Annotated in this window: 15 protein-coding genes; 7 read left to right on the top strand and 8 right to left on the bottom strand. The window is 33.8% G+C overall.

Annotated features, from left to right (window positions below):
- Positions 1 to 7: 7 nt before the first annotated feature.
- Together pbpC and JM80_RS04795 are read right to left on the bottom strand one after the other, a co-directional pair.
- Complete coding sequence (gene pbpC / locus JM80_RS04800) at positions 8 to 2380, bottom strand: penicillin-binding protein 1C (protein ID WP_144709357.1); 2373 nt, start codon at positions 2378 to 2380, stop codon at positions 8 to 10.
- Positions 2381 to 2402: 22 nt separating this feature from the next.
- A complete protein-coding gene (locus tag JM80_RS04795; RefSeq protein ID WP_013620696.1) occupies positions 2403 to 2759 on the bottom strand; it encodes a hypothetical protein in 357 nt (118 codons plus the stop codon).
- A gap of 94 nt (positions 2760 to 2853) precedes the next feature.
- On the opposite strand from JM80_RS04795, the gene JM80_RS04790 reads away from it, so the two are divergent.
- Positions 2854 to 3369 (top strand): CvpA family protein, encoded by a 516-nt coding sequence (locus tag JM80_RS04790; protein ID WP_038505284.1) that lies wholly within the window; start codon positions 2854 to 2856, stop codon positions 3367 to 3369.
- 69 nt (positions 3370 to 3438) lie between these two features.
- Here the strand turns inward: JM80_RS04790 and JM80_RS04785 are convergent, their stop codons facing one another.
- On the bottom strand, positions 3439 to 3945 hold the full coding sequence (locus JM80_RS04785; protein WP_038505286.1) for a DUF5004 domain-containing protein: 507 nt from the start codon (positions 3943 to 3945) through the stop codon (positions 3439 to 3441).
- A gap of 71 nt (positions 3946 to 4016) precedes the next feature.
- The gene (locus JM80_RS04780) at positions 4017 to 9527 is read right to left on the bottom strand and encodes an alpha-2-macroglobulin (protein WP_144709356.1); all 5511 of its coding nucleotides are present in this window, start codon (positions 9525 to 9527) and stop codon (positions 4017 to 4019) included.
- Between the two features lie 185 nt (positions 9528 to 9712).
- Here JM80_RS04780 and JM80_RS04775 point away from each other — a divergent pair, with 185 nt between their 5' ends.
- From JM80_RS04775 to JM80_RS04750, 6 genes are all read left to right on the top strand, one after another.
- Complete coding sequence (locus tag JM80_RS04775) at positions 9713 to 10183, top strand: CAP domain-containing protein (RefSeq protein WP_013620701.1); 471 nt, start codon at positions 9713 to 9715, stop codon at positions 10181 to 10183.
- Between the two features lie 161 nt (positions 10184 to 10344).
- A complete protein-coding gene (locus JM80_RS04770; RefSeq protein WP_144709355.1) occupies positions 10345 to 10815 on the top strand; it encodes a CAP domain-containing protein in 471 nt (156 codons plus the stop codon).
- A 66-nt stretch (positions 10816 to 10881) separates the two neighbouring features.
- Positions 10882 to 11424, top strand: a complete 543-nt coding sequence (locus JM80_RS04765; protein WP_013620703.1) for a 3-hydroxyanthranilate 3,4-dioxygenase — start codon at positions 10882 to 10884, stop codon at positions 11422 to 11424.
- A 114-nt stretch (positions 11425 to 11538) separates the two neighbouring features.
- Complete coding sequence (locus JM80_RS04760; protein WP_013620704.1) at positions 11539 to 13092, top strand: aldehyde dehydrogenase family protein; 1554 nt, start codon at positions 11539 to 11541, stop codon at positions 13090 to 13092.
- Between the two features lie 386 nt (positions 13093 to 13478).
- Positions 13479 to 14396 carry an OmpA family protein gene (locus JM80_RS04755; protein ID WP_038505290.1) on the top strand — a complete coding sequence of 306 codons (918 nt, stop codon included), beginning with the start codon at positions 13479 to 13481 and terminating at the stop codon, positions 14394 to 14396.
- Between the two features lie 20 nt (positions 14397 to 14416).
- A complete protein-coding gene (locus JM80_RS04750; protein WP_144709354.1) occupies positions 14417 to 15016 on the top strand; it encodes a hypothetical protein in 600 nt (199 codons plus the stop codon).
- A 73-nt stretch (positions 15017 to 15089) separates the two neighbouring features.
- Here JM80_RS04750 and JM80_RS04745 read toward each other — a convergent pair whose 3' ends face one another.
- The 4 genes from JM80_RS04745 to JM80_RS04730 are packed head-to-tail and all read right to left on the bottom strand — an operon-like array spanning position 15090 to position 19123.
- On the bottom strand, positions 15090 to 16085 hold the full coding sequence (locus JM80_RS04745; protein WP_089118237.1) for an acyl-ACP desaturase: 996 nt from the start codon (positions 16083 to 16085) through the stop codon (positions 15090 to 15092).
- A gap of 39 nt (positions 16086 to 16124) precedes the next feature.
- Positions 16125 to 16850 (bottom strand): metallophosphoesterase family protein, encoded by a 726-nt coding sequence (locus JM80_RS04740; protein ID WP_013620708.1) that lies wholly within the window; start codon positions 16848 to 16850, stop codon positions 16125 to 16127.
- The gene (locus JM80_RS04735) at positions 16847 to 17929 is read right to left on the bottom strand and encodes a hypothetical protein (protein WP_013620709.1); all 1083 of its coding nucleotides are present in this window, start codon (positions 17927 to 17929) and stop codon (positions 16847 to 16849) included. Before JM80_RS04735 ends, JM80_RS04740 begins: the two co-directional genes overlap by 4 nt.
- Positions 17930 to 17986: 57 nt before the next feature.
- Positions 17987 to 19123: an SPFH domain-containing protein gene (locus JM80_RS04730; protein ID WP_144709353.1), complete on the bottom strand. Its 1137-nt coding sequence runs from the start codon at positions 19121 to 19123 to the stop codon at positions 17987 to 17989.
- Positions 19124 to 19212 lie beyond the last annotated feature (89 nt).

Here is a 19212-nt window from a genome sequence, read left to right as displayed (position 1 = left end):
GTTACAGCTACTCTAGTATTGTTATCCAAATAACAGCATCATTACCAACCTCATCTACAACGGTAATTTTATGCACGCCTGGTTTTGGCAAAATAGCTATTTCATGAAATGTTGCTGTTTGCTTTACAAATCTATCGTCTACATACCAAAAAACTTTTGTTTTAGATTTAGAGTGTGCTATTTTTAAAACCAGCTCATTGGTTTCTCCTTCAAAATTTTTAGGCAAGGTTATTTTTGCTCCAGATTTTGGGTAAATAAACTCCATTACCTTAGCATTTTCAGTTTTACAATCGTTTCTAAAATCTGGTAATGTTTTGTACGTAACGTTGGTTTTTTTATAGTAAAACTCTTGTATAGGAGGCAATACAAACCAAGGCTTAGTTACCATATTCTCTAACAACTCACATGAAGTATTTACCTGAAACTGCTGCTTGGCATCTAAATGCACTAATTTATGGTAAGGGCAAGCCTTTACATAGTTTTGTTTGGCAGGTATACTTATTTTTTTAGTAGGGCAGTTAGGCGTTGCTAAATAACCGCTATTACTGCATACATCTATTTCTGTAAACTCATCTAAAGGCTTTAAAAACCAACTTGTTTTAGGTAAAACATTAAAAACATCAAATAAAATTGGTGCTGCACTAGTAACACCTGTAACATTTGGCCTACCCTCACCATCTGCATTACCAACCCAAACACCAACAACATAATTTTTGGTTGCTCCAATTGCCCAAGCATCTTTATTACCAAAACTGGTACCTGTTTTCCAGGCAATTGGTTTAGACGAGTCATAAAACTCCCAAGATTCTTGTCCCTCTGGTCTATTTACCTCTTTCATTGCTTCAAAAGTGAGGTATATACTTGCTGCATCAAAAATTGTTTTTTCTGTAGATTTTTTTCCAAAATCTACAGTATCATTTGCTTTTAACACTGGTTCTGCAAATTCCTTTGTAAAATATTCGCTAGATGTTCTATTAAAATGGTTTACCGTAGATGCCATAGATGCATAAGTTTTACACAAGTCCCAAAGACTACTTTCTGCACCTCCTAAAATTAGTGTTAACCCGTAATGATCTGCAGATTTGTTTATACCTTTTAGGTTAAACAAGTCTAACTGATCTCTAAATTTTTGCAGTCCGTAAGATTGTAACAACCTAACAGCAGGTATATTTAATGATCTAGCTAATGCCTTTTTAGCCTCTACAGCACCACTAAAGTCTTCATTAAAATTTTGAGGTGTGTACCCAGCAATTTGTGTAGGTATATCTGCAACCAACATATTGGGTAATAGCTCACCAGCATCTAACATTGCGGTATACAATAATGGTTTTATGGTACTACCTGTGCTACGGTTGGCTTGCACCATATCTACATCTTTTTGGTGATTTTTATCTGTTTTTGTGTTACCTACATATGCTAATACTTTGCGTGTATTAACATCTAATACCAAAACCGCAGCATTGTAAACCTGGTTTTGTTTTAAGTGAGAGTAGTGTTTTTGTACTACAGCATTTACACTTGCCTGCAAGGGAGCTTTTATAGTACTTACTACCCTTTCTCCTTTATGTTTTTTTGATAAATGTGTAACCAAATGCTGTGCATTTTGCGGCAAAGCATATGGTTTTTGAGGCAACTCTTCTAGCAAGGCTAGGTCATAAGTTGTTTTGTTAATTATACCATTAGCTAACAACTTACGCAGTAATTTATTTCTTTTTACTAACAAACGTTGCTGGTTTTTACCCGGATATATTAAACTTGGAGCATTTGGCAAAACGGCCAATGTTGCAGTTTCTGCCCAAGATAATTGATGAGATTTTAGTCCAAAATAACGCCAAGATGCAACCTCTAAGCCTACAACATTACCTCCATAGGGTGCATTACTAGCATACATTTTTAGTATTTCTTCTTTGCTATACCTAAACTCTAGGCGTGTTGCCCATATAAGCTCTATAAATTTTTCTGCATAAGATCTGCTTTTGCCTTTACGCGCTAAACGTATTACCTGTTGTGTTATGGTGCTACCACCACGTACTGTTTTACCTGCTTTTATATTTTGCCCAATAGCTTTTGCTATAGAAACAGGATTAAAACCAAAATGCTTGTAAAAGTGTGCATCTTCAAACTGTAGTAAACAATGCTTAAATTTTTTAGGTATGCTATCTACTTTAGGAAAACGCCATTGACCATCACTAGCAATTTGCGCTCCTAAAAGCAACCCTTCTTCACTCTCTACAACAGTAGCTGTTGGCACATTAAAAAGTTGTTTTGGTAAGCAAAAATAATATGCAATAAGCAGTACTGCTACTGCTATGCTTTTTTTAGGGTTGTTGCGTAAAAATTTACCAATTACCGTATTTTTAAGTTTGCCTACAAAACCCATATTAATAATTGCACTTTACTATTTAGTCTATGTATTGTTTTTCTACAAAATAGTTTACCAAAGCTTCTTTCATTAAAACACTTTGTTCACCTGCTTTTAATGTTGGCAACTCTTCTTTTATTTTATAATGTGGCCATCCGTCTTCATCAAACATTTCAAACTCATAATAACCATAAGGCTCTAGTAACCTACATATGGCAATATGCATTAAATTTATTTTTTCGTCTTTTTTATATTTAGCGTGTGGTTTACCTAATTCTTGTATGCCTACCAAGTATATAATTGCATCTAGCTCTAGCGTATCACCATCTGCAAATTGTGCTGATAGTTTTTCTACTAAAACATCCCATCTCTCTTTTAATTCGGTATCTCTTGACATTGTTATAGTTGCAAAATTTATGTTGTTTTATTCTGTTTTTTAATAAGATGTAAAGGTACAAATCAATATCCTATATTTGTAAAAACACTTGAGAATGAATTTTTTAGACATTATACTTGGCATACTACTAATTTGGGGACTTTACAAAGGCATTAAAAACGGACTTTTAATAGAGGTAGCCTCCCTAGTAGCTTTAGTTGCTGGTATTTATGCCGCCATACACTTCTCTTATATTATTGGCAATTACCTAACTGAAAAATGGCAATGGGACCAAAGCACTATACATATTGCATCTTCTATATTAACATTTATTGTTGTTGTACTTATTATTAATTTGGTTGGCAAATTACTTACCAAAGTAGCTAAAGCTGTTATGCTAGGCACTTTAAATAGAATTGCTGGCGGACTATTTGGTGCGTTAAAGGTTGCCGTAATTATTGGAGCATTACTTTTGTTTTTAGACCAAGCCAACAACAAACTACAAATTGTAAAACAAGAAACTATAAAAAGTTCTGCTCTTTACACACCTATAAAAACTATAGGCGAGCTAGTTTTTGCTTTTGTTATGGAAGAAACACAAACACAAGAACACCCTACAGAAACCCTTTAAAAACTACTTTTTTAAGCATAAAAAAGCGCCTAAGTAAAACTTAGACGCTCTAAGCTTTGTTGGTTATAATTAATTTTTAGTGTAGGTATATGTTACCTCAGCTTCAACCAATTGGTTATTTATATCTCTTATATTTAACAGACTTTCTATAGAAAAAGCTGTTTCATCTTCATTTAAATTTATTTGCGAACTAAAAATTGTACACGCACTAGAAAAATTTAAAACGCTACCCGTAAATTGCCAAGTTCCTAAAATATCACTCATTTGCTCACAATCTGCAGCTGTTAAACCTTGTTTAAACGTAAAACTTCTGTCTGCCATAAAACTGTATATAGCATCATTTTGGCAATCTGTACTTTGTACAAAAATGTCTTTTATAGGGTTATCTTCTTCATCATCTGTTAAATCTACCGCCACACTAGATTCTACCGCCGTTAATACCCAAGTACCTTGTAACACACTTTCTACCGCTGTTAATTCTCCTGTATAATCTTCTGCGCAAACAAGATCATCATCTGAAGAACAATTCAAGAATAAAACACCAAGTAAACCAATACAAGCTAATTTAAATTTCATAATTCTAATTTTATAATTGTTATATACTAATTAGAACCAAAAATTTAAAAAAGGTTGCGTAGAAGTTGTATTTATTTTACAACCTCTACCCAACGTCCTTTTGTACGTACCAGGTAATCATTATCATACATAGCTTCTGCTTGCACACCAGGTAAATAATATGTTCCTAGGTATGATGCATTTAGTAAAACTCTAAAGCTTTTAGTTTCATTTTCTCTTAAGTCAAAATAAAAATTAGCTCTATCATCTCTTAAATCTGTATAGGTTACATTGTTTTCTGCAAAGCTTCCAAAATCTGTAAAACGTGTGTTTACAATTTCCCATCCACTAGGAAAAATTTCTGTTAACGCTACATCTTCAATTTTACTATTGGTAGTATTTTTAAGTACAACTTCAGCAACAAAATCTGTTCCTTGTTGTATTTGTGATGCATCTATAACATTTCCATTTCTAGACTTATACACTACATTAACACTAAGGTTATTTTGCACTGTTTTTTCTTGCCCAACAGGTAACTTACCACTATTAACTAAGGTTACATAAAGTGTATTACCCTCATTATTTTTAATTTCTACAGAGTTGCTTCCTTTTTTAACAGAAAGCGCTCTGTTAGCTAATGTTTTACTAGTGCTAACATTATCTCTTTTACCATTAACTTTTAGCGTAGCTTTAATGCCTTTACCACCAACCATATCTGCAAACTTAGCCATTGCTAATAAGCTATATGCTGTACTTTGTGTACTCATATACTTATCACTATTTAAAGCTTCTGCAATTTCTTTTGCCAACTGCTGAGACGCTTTTTTGTTCTCCATTATAGACATAGTTTCTAATGCCATAGCTTTGTTACGCTCTGTAGACCCATAAGTGCCATAATTATGTTTACTATTTGTAAAATCTAACGTTGCACTGTTCATTAACTTAGCTGCTACAGATTTTTGACCAATAAGGGCATAAGCAGCTGCTAGTCTTAATTTAGATTGGTTAGACAAGTCTTTTGTTTCTTGTAACCTGTTCATAGACGCAACATCTGCACTACCAGCTAATGCCAAAGTGTATAAACGGTATGCTTGCGGCAACAGTGTATATCTACCACTGGTTCTATACTGCTTTGCTATATTTTTTTGATATGTAATCCATTTAGATTTAAACCCTATTGGCAACACATATCCTCTTTTTTCTGCTTCTAACATAAAGTGTCCTGCATAGGTTGTTCCCCAGTCATTAGCATTACTTTGACCTGGCCAATATGATAAACCTCCGTTTGATTTTTGGAAACCTGCTAAACGGTTTATAGCCATTTCTACATTTTTCTGTACTTTTTCTTTTTTAGACTTAGGCATATCAAAAATATCTGCTAAAAATAACTGTGGAAAAGCACCAGATGTAGTCTGCTCTACACAACCGTGTGGGTAACGAATTAAATACTGCATTCTACCATTAAAATTCATTGGAGGTAATGTAGATAGCTCTACAGATGCAGTATTGGTACCGTCTACACCAAAGGTTTCTAAACTAATGGTTTTACTACTATTAGCGTTTAATACATAGTTTGTAGCCTCTGCTGTTACTGGATTTGGATTTACCACATCTATTGGAATTTCAAAAGATGCTTTTTCTCCGTTACCTGACGCCTCTACAACTACTTTACCAATACCCTTAAAGTCTGAAACCTTAAGAACAAAATACGCCATTTTTTCATCTGGAGTAGTAAACTTTAACGACTTGCTATTGCCTGCTTCTATAGTAAAGGCTTTATTTTCTTTAATTTTTACTGTTACGTTTTTAACCTTTTTCTCCATAGCAAAAACAGTAACTGGTAATATTACAGATTCTCCTGGAGTTATTTTACGTGGTAATGATGCTAAAATCATTAGCGGTTTACGTACAGGGGTTGTTTTTTCTTGGCTACCATAGGCTTCTTTTTCTGAGTCTGCTGCAACAACCATAGTTCTAACAGAACCTACATATTTTGGTATTTTTATTTTGTGCGCTTTAGTTTGTCCTTTTTCTAACTTAAAAGGGCCTAAATGCACCACCATAGGCTCAAACCTATTTGCTTTTTTGTTTTTAGCCCCAGCAAGTTCATCATCACCACCAATAGCAAATACCTGATTTATTCTGCCGCCAAAGGCACCAATAACATCATCATAAATATCCCAAGTTTTTACTCCTAATGCCTCATTTGCATAAAAAGTTCCCCAAGGGTTTGGTGTTTTAAACCTTGTTAAATCTAACAAACCTTCATCTACAATAGCAATAGTATACGTCATTGCTTTGCCATCTTTTTCGCTTACTTTAACATTAATTGTTTCTTCTGGCCTAAGCACATCTGGCATTTCAATTTCTGGCTCTAATTTTGTTTCTTTATTTTCTACAGAGATTGGAATTACACCATACATACGTATTGGCAAATCGTTTTGTGTAGAAGCGTGTGGTTGCAATAAAGAAATATGAATAAACACGTTAGGTGTAAACTCTTTTGTCATTGGTATTGTAAACTTAGTTTCCCCTTTTTGGGCTTCTACCCAAAGAGACTCTAAAACCTCATTCCCATTTTCTACGGTAACCAATGCTCTCCCATTTTCTGAGCTAGGAAATGTAAAGGTTGCTGTTTCACCAACATTGTATTTTTCTTTATCCGATGAAAATAATAGCATTGTAGCCGCAGACGGATCGTTCTTTTTAGACTTACCTGCCCAACCTGGCCAATCTATATAAACCGCTTTACCGGTTGCGTGTCCGCCATTCTCATCTTCTACTCTAACTAAATACCTTCCCCAATCTGGATATTTCAATTCAAATTCAAAATTTCCTTTTCCTTTAGAGTTTGTACTAATTGTAGTTTCAAAAATCTTATTTCTGTAACCGCTATTGCCATAGTGAGTTAGGTTATCTTCAGAAGTCTCCCACCACCAGCGCCATTGTATTTTATATATGGCTACTTTTAAGTTTTTAGTTGCTTTTGGCTTTCCGTTTTGGTCTACAGAAACCACTTCAAAATTATGCTTTATGTCTGTTAACAACATCCCTTTAGACTTATCGCCTTTTGGCACATTAAGCCCTATATAAGTTTGGTAAGGAGAGTATTCTTTAGTAAAAACATCTGTACTAAAATCTCCTCCGTTTTCATAAACTTTAGTTACAAAAGATGCTTTTAACATTCCTGGAGGGTTACTCTCTAATTGTGGATTTATAGCGAAATTAGCTTTACCCTCTGCATCTATTTTACCATTATAAACCATTTGTTCTTCTGCAGAAAAACCTCTACTTGGATCATCAAAAATATAGCCTGGGTAATTTTTAAATTTTGTTTCTACAGCATTAAATTTAGCAGCTATATCTGTATTTAAATTTTTTGCAATTGCACCGTGCAACCACTTAACTTCCATTGTTCCTTTTATTGGTTTTCCTCCTTTTAAGATGCCCTCTCCAAAATCGTTTTTAATTTTTAACCTATTTGGTTTAATGGTTTCAATTTTAATGGTTTTTGTGAACTGCGCACCTCCTACAGATACTTTTGCCAACCAGTCTCCTGTCATAGCATCTTCATCTGTCTGTATAGGAAAACTATAAAAATTATTTACACCTACAGTTTTTACCTCTCTATGAACCACATCATTATATGGGTCTAACAATTCTAATTTTACAGGATGATTTGCTGGTAATTTATTTGCATTATCATTTAAAACAAAAGACAAGTGCAACATATCTCCTGGACGCCAAACACCACGTTCTCCAAAAATAAACCCTTTAATTCCTTTTTGTAATTTAACACCATTTACTTTAAACTTACTTACAGATAATGCGTTACCGTCATTAAGTTTAACGTAAGTTTTTTGCCCCTTAAACTCTGCTACTGCAAAAAATGCTAAGTGGTCTGCATCAAAAAAAGAAACTCCTTCTGCACTTGTTGTTACAGTACCTAATGCCTGTTGCTGGTAATTGTAAAAAGTAACTTTGGCACCTACTATTGGCTTGGCTGTTACTAGGTCTGATGTTGCAACAAAATAGCTGTTATTAATTCCTTTTTTTACAGTAACACCTATATCTGTGGCCAAAACATTAATTCCTACTTTTTTATTTACATAGTATGATGTGTGACAAGGATTTTCTCTTTCACTCCAGCTATAATCATTGTTGTAGTAACTTTCAGAATTATCCCAATAGCTACTTTCAGTTTCTTCATCAAAATCATCATTGTCTTCCTCTTCATCAAAAGGACTAAAGTTTGTGCCATCACTACAAGTATATAAACTGTATTGCGGCTTAAATGAAAACTCTACTCTGTAAATAGCTCCTTTTTCTGGTGTTATTAAGTTTGTTAAGTCTAAAGCATGTGCTTGCCATTTACCACTATTTACCGTAAGCTCATCTATTAATTCTAGTTTTTTACTTGCAATTGGCCTTGCAACTCTACGTAATTGGTTGTTACCACCTAACTCTGTTACTTGTAAAAACTGAAGTACATTGTTTTCATAAATACGAAATACCTTAACATCTACAGCTTTTAAGTTTACGGCCTCAAAATTTACTTTTAAGTTGGTAGATGATGGCAAAATAACACCGTTAGACAACGCTCTAACCTGTGGTTTAATTTGCTCAAAAGCTATACGCTCTGTATATTTTTTCTTAAGTTTTACACCGTCTCCTCTTTGTATACCATCAAAAACCTCTAACAATAAGGATCCTGTGTGGTTTTGTGACGGGTATAGGTATAATGTATTTCCTTTAATAGAGAATTTAGGGTTTGCATCATTCTCTAAAACTACTAACCCTTTTAAATTTTGACCTTTTTTTAATGGGTCTGAAAAATTAATTTTTACAACCGGACTACTTGTTTGTCTTACATCTACGTTTAATATTGAAAAGTTGTTTTTACCAGGAATCACAACATCAATTTTACCCTTTGTGTCAATATCAAAAGAGTTACCATCATAAGCCAATACTAACTTTTCATCTTCTTTGTACCTTTTAATACTATCTAACTTAAACTGAAACTGAGTTCCATTTTTAGGGTTGTTATTATATTTAAAAGCTAACTTTTTACCTTTATAAGTAGCAGTGGTTAGTTTTTTTACGGTTTCTAGAGTTAAAACGTCTGCAGACCTTAATTGCAAGTCTATATATTGATATTCTTTTGAGTATGCCTGCATAGGACTTAACGTTACACTAAACTCTTGCTTTATTGTATTAACAGAAAAAGCAAACTCTTCTAAATCACTAGGAATATCTTTATAAATTTCTTTTAAGTTTACTAAAAAGGTATACTCAGTATTCTGCTTTAAAGCTTTTGACGGAGTAAAAACTATAGTATTTTCATTTATAGCTTTTATTTTTCCTGATGCACTAGGAGAAACATCTAAAATACTTGAGCTTAAATCTTTACCATTTGTCCAATCATTTACAGGCTTACTTAAAACAATTTGCACTGGTGCTTTTGTAGAAATAATACCTTGTGTATACTCAGACACATACTCTGCATATTTTGCAGCGGACTCTGCATCTACAGTTGTGACCTTTTTTTTACACCCAAAAAAAAGGGCTAAACATAAAACAAAAAAGATAGACTTGGTTTTCATAAAAAATTAGTTTTGGTAAAAGTACTATTTAAAATACATAGAATACTCCCTGTAAACTGGGTATTATCCTGTTAAAAATAAATTATTTAACAACAACGTATTTATTTATCCTTTTGTTGCGACTTTTTATTTATCTTAACCATAAATTAAACCAACTTAACCATTAAACCTCTTTTACACTAACCATGTTAAAAAAGTTAACTTACGTATTACTAGTCCTTATAACCTCTATTGTTTTTAGCTGCTCTAAAGATAATTTAGAAGATGAAATTAACTTAATGAGCAATGCAGAGCTAGAAAACAACTTGTTCATACAAGTTAATTCTCATAGAGAATCTTTAGGTTTACAGCCATTAAAAACAAGTACTATTGCTAAAAAATATGCTACATCACATAGCGAGTATATGGCTAACACAAAAGATTTAAGCCATGCTAATTTTGAGGAAAGGGCAAAAGCCATAGCCAATGAAACCGGAGCCAATTACATAGCAGAAAACATTGCTAGTAGTTACACATCTGCTCAAGAAACATTGCAAAGTTGGCTACAAAGTGAAGGACATAAAGCCAATTTAGAAGGAGATTACACCCACACAGGTATTAGTGTTATGCACAAACAAAACGGCGATTATTATTATACCCAACTTTTTTACAAGTAAAAATACCATTGGTAACTACAATTAACTTTTAATAATGCACTTAATCTAAAAAAAAACATTTCACCGTTTTTAATTCGTCATACATAGTATTTAACACTAACACAAGCACTTATACTTATACCTTTACAACAACTATATTTTTTAAATGAAAATTGATTGTTATGTGTAAGATGAAAATTCCCCTAATTTCTCTTTTGCTTATTTTTTTTATAAGCTGTAATAAAACTGATGGTGTAGATGAACTTTATGAAGAAGTTGCAGCAACTCAAATGGAGGCTGAACTAATTACTTTAATTAACAACCACAGAACCAATATTGGCTTAGAAAAATTACAAATAAGTAATAATGCTTACAGGTACGCTAAAGATCACAATATTTATATGATAAAAATTAATGCTATTAATCATGATAATTTTATAGAAAGAGCAGAAAATTTATCTTCTGAAACTAATGCAACTTTAGTAGCAGAAAATGTAGCAAACCAATACAGTAACGCCCAACAAATACTAAACGCTTGGCTAAATAGTCCTAACCATAAAGATAATATAGAAACCAATTATGAGTATACAGGAATTTGTATACTTACAAACACCAACGGTGAACACTACGTTACCCAAATCTTATACAAGTAACACGCGGTTAAACTATTTTCTTTTCTTAAATTTGATAAGCATTGTTGCTAACAAAAGAAAAGATATATGGCTATAAAAGCACCCTTTAATTTAAACAAATGGATCTCTGAAAATAGAGATACTTTAAAGCCACCTGTAGGTAATAAAAACTTATATAAAGATGCAGGTGATTATATAGTTATGGTTGTAGCAGGCCCAAACGCCAGAAAAGACTACCACTATAATGAAACCGAAGAACTTTTTTACCAACTAGAAGGTACTATAGAAGTACACATACAAGAAGACGGTAAAAAGAAAACTATGCAACTAGGCCCTGGAGATATGTACCTGCACCCCGCAAAAGTACCACATTCTCCTGTACGTCACAAAGACTCTATTGGCTTAGTTATAGAACGCAAAAGAAACAACCTTGGTGTAGATGATGGTTTACTTTGGTATTGTGACAATTGTAACCATAAACTTTATGAAGCTTATTTTACCTTAAACGATATTGAAAAAGACTTTTTAAGTCATTTTAAAATATTTTATGGTTCTAAAGAACACCGTACTTGCAACAACTGCGGCACTGTAATGCCTGTAGATAGTAGGTATACGGCAGATGAAGATTAGCTACCAAAGCATAAAAATTCCTAAAACAAACCAATACCTAGTTTTGTTAAACAAAGAACATTTATTTGTAACTTTGTGTGAAACGTAACAATTTTTAATATAAAAGTTATAAAAATGTCAGAAATAGCAGCATCTTTTGGAATAGAAAGCGCCTTAAAAGAATTGGGCCTTAAAGATATTAATGAAGGAACTTCTACCGGTTCTAATAATTTCTCTAACGGAGACATTATAGAAAGTTATTCTCCAGTAGACGGCAAACTTATTGGTAAAGTAAAAGCTACCACAAAAGAAGATTACAATATTGTAATGCAAACTGCTACTAGTGCTTTTAAAACCTGGAGGACAATGCCAGCTCCACAACGTGGAGAAATTGTACGTCAGTTTGGAGAAAAATTAAGAGAAAAAAAAGAAGCGCTTGGTAAACTTGTATCTTATGAAATGGGAAAAAGCTACCAAGAAGGTTTAGGTGAAGTTCAAGAAATGATAGATATATGCGACTTTGCTGTTGGATTATCTAGACAACTACACGGACTAACAATGCACTCTGAGCGTCCAGGACATAGAATGTATGAGCAATACCACCCACTTGGCGTAGTTGGTATTATATCTGCATTTAATTTTCCTGTTGCTGTGTGGGCTTGGAATACTGCTTTAGCTTGGATTTGCGGAGATGTATGCGTTTGGAAACCTAGCGAAAAAACACCTATGTGTGGCGTAGCATGCCAAAACATTGCTGCAGAAGTTTTTGCTGCTAATAACTTGCCAGAAGGTATTTGTAACTTAATAAATGGCGATTATAAGGTTGGTGAAATGATGACTAAAGACACCCGTATTCCTCTAGTTTCTGCCACAGGATCTACAAGAATGGGTAAAATTGTTGCTAAAGAGGTTGCTGGGCGTTTGGGTAAATCTTTGTTAGAATTAGGCGGTAACAACGCCATTATTGTTACACCAGATGCAGATATAAAAATGACTGTTATTGGCGCTGTATTTGGTGCTGTTGGTACTGCTGGCCAACGTTGCACATCTACACGTAGGTTAATTATACATGACTCTATTTATGATAAGGTAAAAGATGCCGTTATTAGTGCATACAATCAGCTGCGTATTGGTAATCCTTTAGATGAAAATAACCACGTTGGACCAATTATAGATAAAGATGCAGTAAAAATGTATCAAGATGCTTTAGACAAAGTTGTTAAAGAAGGTGGCAACATTGTAGTAGAAGGCGGTGTTTTAGAAGGAGAAGGTTATGAAAGTGGTTGCTATGTTAAACCAGCAATTGCAGAAGCTAAAAACTCTTTTGAAATTGTACAACATGAAACGTTTGCTCCTATTTTATACTTATTAAAATATTCTGGTGGTGTAGAAAATGCCCTAGAAATGCAAAACGGTGTTGCACAAGGCTTGTCTTCTGCAATTATGACTAATAATTTACGAGAAGCAGAACACTTTTTATCTGTTCAAGGATCTGACTGTGGTATTGCTAATGTAAACATTGGTACCTCTGGTGCAGAAATAGGTGGTGCTTTTGGTGGCGAAAAAGAAACTGGAGGAGGACGAGAGTCTGGTTCAGATGCTTGGAAAGTATATATGAGAAGACAAACAAATACTATTAACTATACTACAGAATTACCACTGGCACAAGGAATCAAATTTAACTTGTAACTAGTTTAATACAACATACAAAGCCGCTGCATACAATTGTATACAGCGGCTTTTTTTTTGTAATCACTAAATAAACTTAGCTAACTAACTAATAATATAATGAAAAAAACCCAAATTCAATGCCGCACTTTGCGGGAGAACAGGGTTTTTTTCCTACTATGATACCATAAAAGTAATATTAATATTTCTGCGTTTTGCATAGAATTATATATTTACAAGCAAACAATGTATATCTGGTAGGTTTTAGTACATAACTGGTAAGTTAAACTGCAAAAAGTAAAAAATTCATTAAAAAAAGTTTAAGAATGCGTATTTCTTTAACATTTTTAACATTTTAAATAATTTTTTTTTACATTGTAGCGTAAACACAAAAAAACCAGACCATTATGACAAAAAAACTAATGTATCTACTCGGAATTATTATCACAATTCTGGTAGGAACTTACTTTTTTATTACGTGCTGTACATGTTGCGGATTTGCAACTACAGATTCAAATACTGTAACAGACACAAATGAAGAAGTGCAAACCCCAATTGAACCAAAAGCAACCGCTTATCCTTTTTCTTTAAAAGGAAATGGTTTTGAATTTGACAGCAATGACAATTTTAACTTTAAAAGCTCAGAATTTGCATACCAAGAGCCATTATCTGAAAATGTAAATAAAGGTGTAGCTGCAATACAACAGTACATAGATAAAGATCCTAAAAACGCTGTTACCATTACAGGCTACTACACGGCTGAAGAAGAGAACAAGTCTGCTTACCCAAACTTAGGTATAGCCAGGGCAAATACCATTAAAAATTATGTAGTTGCAAGCGGCGTACCCTCTTCTAAATTAAATATTTCCGGACAATTAATGAATTCTATGGTACCTAAAGATAGTATTTATATTGGTCCAGTTGCCTATGACGCTGTTATAGCAGAAGACAACACAGCACAAATGGATGCTCTTTACTTAAAAATTAAATCTAATCCATTAGTTCTTCATTTTAAAACAGGACAGGCAGCCATAAATTTAACTGCAGAACAGAGACAAAAAATAGCAGATATATCTACATATTTAGATAAAGTAGAAGGAGCAATGTGCAATGTAGTTGGCCATACTGATAATACAGGAGACCGAACAACAAATATTGGCCTTGGACTTAAAAGAGCAGAATTTGCTAAAGAATACCTAACAAACAACGGCATTTCTCCTTCTAAAATAAACACATCTTCTAAAGGCCCTGATGAGCCTATAGCAACCAATGACACAGAAGAAGGTAAAGCTCAAAATAGAAGAACAGTAATAACATTAAAATAAACACACAAACTATCTTAAATATGGAAAACACAAACATCTGGTGCTGGATTATACCTGCTTTAGTAGGCATAATTTGTGCAGTTCTTGGCTATCTGTTAGGCAAAGGCAATAAAGAGATTATAGACAATTCTGAAGACTTACAGTTATGGAAAGACAAAAACAGTAAGCTAACAACAGACAAAGACCAACTTACCGCTAAAAATACACAATTACAGGCAGATTTAGATACTTGTAGAGCTAAAGCCAAAGAAGCTGCCAAAGCAGTTGTTACACCACCTGTAGCTGCAATGGCACCAACTCCAACACAAGATGCCGGCATTGCTTTTGATGCTACTGCAGCCAAAGCTGTTTTTGGTAAAAAAATAAAACAAGACGATTTAAAACTAGTAGAAGGAATTGGACCTAAAATTGAAGGTCTTTTTCATACGTTTGACATTAAAACTTGGAAAGCATTATCTGAAGCTACAGTAGCTAAGTGCCAAGAAGTTTTAAACTCTGGTGGAGAACGTTATAGAATACATGACCCATCTTCATGGCCAATGCAAGCAAAAATGTGCTATGAAGGCAAATGGGCCGATTTGCAAAAATGGCAAAGTGAGCACAAACACGGTAAACTATAACAACATCAACAACCAAGCAAAAAACCCCAATTCCTTATAAGAATTGGGGTTTTGTTTTATGTATAAAACGGTATTAAAGCATACCATTTGCCTGTACCCATTTAAAGTGGTATTGGTCTTCATCAATTTTCATACGGTCTGATATACGTTGTAATCTAGATGGTAATTTAGTTAAATAATCTCTTGCTTTTTCTGCAGAATCATTTAAACCTCTTAAATTTTCAATATCCCAATAACCGTTAAGCTTGCTAAGAATTTCTATATAATCCTGAGCTGTATATACTCCTAACCTTTGTGCACAATTACTAAAAGTTTCAAAAGCAGTTCCTATGCTACCGCCAGACTCGCGCAAAAAGTGTGCTGGCATAACAATTTTACGCTTCATCATATCTGCAAAAGCTAAAATCATTCCGTTAGGGTCTTGATCCATAATTACTTTAACAAACTCTCTGTATGCTAAGTGATGACGCATTTCATCACCAGCAATAATATTACACATTTTACCTAGTAAAGTATTTCCTTTTTTCTTAGCCATTTGCCCAACTCTTTTATGAGATATGTTGGTAGCCAATTCTTGAAAAGAAGTATAAACAAAGTTTTTATACGGATCTCTATCCGTTCCAATATCAAAACCATCTGCAATTAAATGCTGCGTAGTAATTTCAACCTCTCGCATATTTACTCTACCAGATAAGTATAAATATTTGTTTAACACATCTCCGTGTCTGTTTTCTTCTGCTGTCCAGTTTCTAACCCATTTAGCCCATCCGTTTTCAGGACCATCATGTTGGTCTACACCTTCTACATCCATTAACCAAGACTCGTAGGTTGGTAATGCCTCTTCAGTAATAGTGTCTGCCACTAAAGTAACCCAAAAATCATATCCTAATTCTTTGGCCTCTTCTCTAATTTGCTCTACCTCATTAAAAAAGTTATCGCTCTGAGAGTCTGGTAAAAAATCTGTTGGCTGCCATATTTTTTCAATAGGAACTAAGTAGCTGTCTATAAAACCTTCTACTTTGCCCTCAATGGCTTTCATTACCTCTAATCTTATGTTGTGTGCAGACATATAATACTAGTTATTTTTAACAAAGGTCGACAATAATTTTTAATTCCTTCCTTTTTCTGTAGGATAAAAAGTTGTAACAGGGTCGCTTTGCCACACCTCTTTTGTATCTACATTTAACATAGATAAAGGTCCTTTAAAAGCAGCACCTGTATCTATATTATAAACATTTGCAGCATTTTGCGGCACTGTTTTTCCTATCCGTGTAACAGGTGTGTGCCCTATATATATTTCGTTATATTTTAATAAGCGGGGCGGGTATTTTTTATCTTCCTTTGCTAAGGCACGATCTACTGCCAAGGCAAGCTCCCACAATGTTCTATCCCAATAAAAAGTTTTTTCAAAATACTCAAAATCTACACCCTTTAAATTGGTAAAACCTGCATGTAAAAAAAGCCTGTTTTCTTCATCTAAATAATAGTTTTCTAGATTTTCTAAAAAAGCTATATGTTCTTTTTTTGTAGCATTATCAATACCCAAGTAAGAGGTTTGTGTAGCTTGCCCTCCGTGTAAAACCCAAGTATCATTATGCTCATCTGTTTTTAACCAATTAAGACAAAGCTCATCATGATTACCTCTAATAAAAGTACAGTTATGCGTTTTATTTAACGCTATTAAATAATTAATTGTTTCTACGGCATCACTCCACCCATCTACATAATCACCTAAAAAGATAAGATGATCGTTTGTAGTTACAGCTGCTTTTTGCAACAACTGTTCTAATGCTTTTAAGCCCGAGTGTATGTCTCCTATTACTAATTTTCTCATTGAGCAAATAATATAAATAATGCAATTACTAGCACTATAAAAAGTATTAAAAAGAATATTTTCCAGAATGAATATGGTCTGGTACCACTTATTTTTCCTGTTTGTCCGTTTACATAAAACCTATACTCTTTACCATTGTAATTGTATGCACTAATATAAATTGGCAATAAAATATGTTTAAAAGTTTCATCTTTTAGTTTGATATCTGTTGAAGATATTTGCTGTGTATCTCCACCAATATCACTTCGTATCCAATTGTGTGCAATTTGTTTGGCCTTAGCAAAAGATTGATGATGCCCTTCTTTTAAAGAAATGGTATACTTTTCTGTTACAAAACCTGCTAAAAAACTAGAGTTGTACGGTTTTAATTCTTTCAGATTCCAAAAAGCAACTTTTGATGGTACTTCTCTCTGTTTTTTTTCTGACGCATTAATTAAAATATCATCTACAAAGCCATTAACAGTACCAGATGCTGGGTACCATCTTGTTCTACGCTCTTGCCTTGTGCTTGTTCCGTTTTTGGTTTTATATGTTTTGGTAACATAATAATACTCTCCTCTTTTGCCTATATAATCTGCAGTCATATTAGCATCAAAAGTCCAATGTGGCATATACAACCCACGAATACCTTCTGGATCTAGTGCCGCTTTTTTTAGCTTATTAGGCGCAAACCAAATACCATTAACCCAGTTTTTAAAAATGCTTCTTGCTTTTTTTGTATCTATTTGAAAAGGCACTACAGCACTTGGCAAAATCCAACCTTCCTTTTCTATGTCTTCTGTAATTAAGGGCTCACTACAATACACACAGTGTAAGGACTTGTAGTTTTCTTCTATATGCTGATTTGCTCCACAGTTTTTGCAATGCAACAACTCTATAGTTTCTGTATAAGCATTGTCTCCAACAGCTTTTAAGTAATGCTCTAGTTCTAGCTCTTCAAAACTACTTTTAGCTTGTTCTATAAACTCTTCATACCCGCAATACCCACAGCTTAATTGCTGTGAGCCGGGTTTGTATTTTAACTCTGCACCACAATTGGCACAAGATTTCTTTTGTTCAGATTGTTTTAATTCTTCCATAAAAATTACCACTAACTAAAGGGTAAAACTTTTTTTAGGTTGATGAGGATTAGAGTATTATACTGTTGGTAAAGGTGGTGGTGTGTTACCGCCTAAAAACACTTTTAATTCTTCTACGTTTTGCAAAGCAGACCAATTTGCCATTCCTTGTTTCCAAACTAATGAATCTTTATTAACAGTTCTGTTTGCAAAAAGCTCTTTTAGCTTATCAAAAGTAACAGGACCCATTTGTTGACCATTTGCAGCATAAAAATACTGTACTTGTGTTGGCACTGGCGGAGGCACGGCTGCCCCTTGTGGCTGTACTGCTGGCTGTTGTTGCATCATTTGCGGATTCATCATTCCGCCCATTTGTTGCGCCATAACAAAGCCCATTCCCATTCCCATACCAGCACCTGCTGTACCACCATCATTTTTGGCAGCTGCTTCAATTGCTTTTGCTGTTTTAAATTGGGTTAATTTATTTAAATCTAACTTATCTAACCTACTGTACTCAAAAATTTCTTTTTTAAGCTCTTCTGGCATAGACACATTTTCTATGTAGAATTTCTCTAATTCTATACCAATACGACTAAACTCTGGCTTCATTACCTCTTGGCAAGTGTCAGACAATTCTGTTGTATTAGCTGCATATAGTTCTATTGGCAAATTAGCCTCACCAACAGTATCTGTAAAACGTGTAACTATTAAGCTTTTTAGGTGTTCATTAACTTCATAGTTTGTAAAATTACCATCTGTACCTACAACATCTACTACAAATTTACCTGCATCTTCTATTCTAAAACTATACGTACCAAATGCTCTAATTTCTGTTAACCCAAAGCGTGCGTCACTAAGCATAATTGGGTTTTTAGTACCCCATTTTTCATCTGTAAATAAGCGTGTGTTTACAAAATAAACCTCTGCTTTAAACGGACTATTAAAACCATATTTCCAACCTTTTAAAGTGGTTAAAATTGGTAAGTTTTGAGTGTTTAAAGTATATGTCCCTGGATTAAAAACATCTGCTAGTTGCCCTTCGTTTACAAATACTGCAACTTGCCCTTCTCTAACAATTAGTTTTGCGTTATTTTTAATTTCGTTTTGGTAACGCTCAAAACGGTGTACAATAGTATCGTCAGTATTATCTAACCATTCTATTATATCTATAAATTCGTGACTTAATTTCTTTTTAATTTCATCAAATATTCCCATTGTGGTAGTGTTTTAATTTTACTGAAAAAAGATAGTGTTTTTAAGGCTATCATCAAACTAAAAAACTTTAAAAAGCTATTAAATTTATG

It is taken from the genome of Cellulophaga sp. RHA_52 (assembly GCF_007827205.1).
GTDB lineage: Bacteria > Bacteroidota > Bacteroidia > Flavobacteriales > Flavobacteriaceae > Cellulophaga > Cellulophaga lytica.
This window is presented reverse-complemented; position numbering and strand designations above follow the sequence as displayed.